Source organism: Cyanobacteriota bacterium (assembly GCA_025054735.1).
Lineage (GTDB): Bacteria > Cyanobacteriota > Cyanobacteriia > SKYG9 > SKYG9 > SKYG9.
Window position 1 is genome coordinate 1 of sequence record JANWZG010000507.1, and the last position, 2395, is coordinate 2395.

The following is a 2395-nucleotide window of genomic DNA, read 5'->3' on the forward strand; positions in this document are numbered from 1 at the left end:
TCACAATAGCGAGGCGCAACGGCAAATGTCTTTGCTAGTGGATAATATATTCCCCTCTGCCTGCTATCGGTGGATTCTCAGGGGTTGCTCTTGCGTCTTACTTGGATTAACTCTGCACAGATGCTCACAGCAATTTCTTCTGGGGTGAGGGCACCGATGTCTAGGCCGATCGGGGCATGAACAGCTTGTTGCAGCATTGCTACGGATACTGAGTCAATGCCAGGCACACCGGCTTGCACAAGGGCTTGAAACACGGTCTTAACCCGTTTATGACTACCAATCATGCCAATATAGTAGGTAGGGCGTTGTAACAACAGGGTAAGAGCGGCTACATCCCAGGTATAGCCACGTGTTACTAAGGCTGCGTATAGGCTGGGCACATGAGCTAGGGTGGCGAGGGCAGGTGCGATCGGTTGTGCCAGCACCATGGTGGCATCAGGAAAGCGCTCTAGTGTGGCAAACTCAGGGCGATCGTCCTGAACCACGACTTGAAACCCAACGAGATGAGCCATGTGCGCTAGAGGAATGGCACAGTGACCAGCACCAACAATCAACAACAGGGGTGGTGGCTGGAGAGTCTCTGTAAAGAATTCGTTGGTCAGTATTGATAATGAAGCGTCGTGGGTTGGACTATCTAGTACATAAGGGCCTTGGTGTGGACTTAGGGGGGTAACAAGGGTCAGCGATCGATGGTTGGAAAGGGCAGCAACAATTCGATGGGCCAGGGTCAGCATTGTTTGACCACGCCAACGGGCTAACCAGACTGTAACATCGCCACCACAGACTCCCTGGCTGTCTCGATGGGGCTTACCAGACAAATCAATCTGCACTGCTTGACTGTTTCCTGTCACCAGCACAGACTGTGCACGATCAATCACCAAGGCTTCGCCAGCACCCCCCCCGATCGTGCCCACGATGGATCCATCAGCCCGGATGATCATCTTAGCACCGACCTCTCTAGGGGCTGATCCCCTCACTTGGATGACAGTCGCTACCACAACAGCCTCATCCTGAAGCAGGGCAGCAAGTTGGCGATAAAAATCCAGCATGGGAGTGTTACCGATTTAACCAGAGAACAGAACAGGTAACCAGTTGAGCACGTTGCACTGTGTGACCTCGTATAGTCTAAACTCGCAAATCTACAATTCAACATAGTGTGAAGTAGTGGCACTTGCAGCTATGGTGCTCTTGTCTGCTACCACTCAAGGGATGGCAGTACAACTAGTAGAGTTGCCACCAGGTAGACCCCCATCATGATTTCATAGGAGTTTACCAAGATGTGTTAGATAGTCAGAGCCAATCCTCATACAGGGAAATCAGATCTCCAGATATGAGTGGCTCTCTGTGCTAAGTGTCTCTGCCGTGTAGCCAGCGTATTTGGAGTCCATTCTTCAGCCAATATATTTTGGGTTAACTTATATCCACTCTGCTGATAAACTGCTCGCTTGGTTGGATAAAGCTCATTGCCAACTTGGCGATTGAGATGAAGTTCTAAAGGTGTCAAATTCCCAATACGATACACCATTTCTTCTATTTGGGTATCCGTGAAGCTTTGTTGCCAGTCACTGTTTGGTGATTCAGGCAAGATGTGTTCAATAGAAAAACTATCTTCGTTCACCTCTATATGTGATGCATCTGCCTCAAGCTTGCATAAAATATATCGTACTAATTTCTTCTTCTGCCCTTTTGTAGAAATTGAGAGTAAAGAAAAGTCCTGCAAGAACTTCTCGTCTGAAACATATACTGAGCGAAGATTATCAAATACCTGTTTGGGGTTGGTTATTTCACCATTTGTGATCGAAATTGCCACCTTATTGTAAAGGGTTTCTAATTCATTAGGATTTAGACTGCTAACAACGGTATAGCGAAAAGAAAGTACACACACAAGTTTTAGTAGGCGAGTAAAGTCTTCAGAGGAAAACCTCTCGTATGCAGCAAATAAAGCTGGATAAGCTTGCTTTACGCGGAACAACTCAAGTTCGCGAATATATGGGCAGTTTTCTGGGGTATCTTGCCAGAATTCATCGTTAGAATTACCGAGAGCAATAAAAAGACTGCTATAATCTTCAAGTCGACCAAGTAATTCAAATGCTTGTTGACCATCCTTGACAGATTCACGAACTATTTTGAATAGTCTTTCCCGTCTCACCCTGGTTTGTTTGAGACTAAGATAATACCGAAGAAATTCAGGGAACTTCTCCATTTGAACTGTATTAATAATTCTTCTCCACTGTCTCTGCGCTTCTTGTAAATCGTCTGGATCCTGAAATAGAGAAAATAGGTAATTCTTCAGTAGATCTGTTGAACTTAGTTCTATGCCTCTAGCATTCAACGTCTCAAACACAGTATAAGCATTTAATTCATCTTCAACATTAATCTGAATAAAAAGTAGTCG

2 protein-coding genes are annotated in these 2395 nt (G+C 45.7%); both read right to left on the reverse strand.

Annotated elements, in window-relative coordinates:
- Positions 1-77: 77 nt before the first annotated feature.
- The gene (locus tag NZ772_17460) at positions 78-1049 is read right to left on the reverse strand and encodes an XdhC family protein (GenBank protein MCS6815345.1); all 972 of its coding nucleotides are present in this window, start codon (positions 1047-1049) and stop codon (positions 78-80) included.
- A gap of 254 nt (positions 1050-1303) precedes the next feature.
- A partial coding sequence (locus NZ772_17465; GenBank protein ID MCS6815346.1) for a DUF262 domain-containing HNH endonuclease family protein occupies positions 1304-2395 on the reverse strand: 1092 nt, incomplete at its 5' end.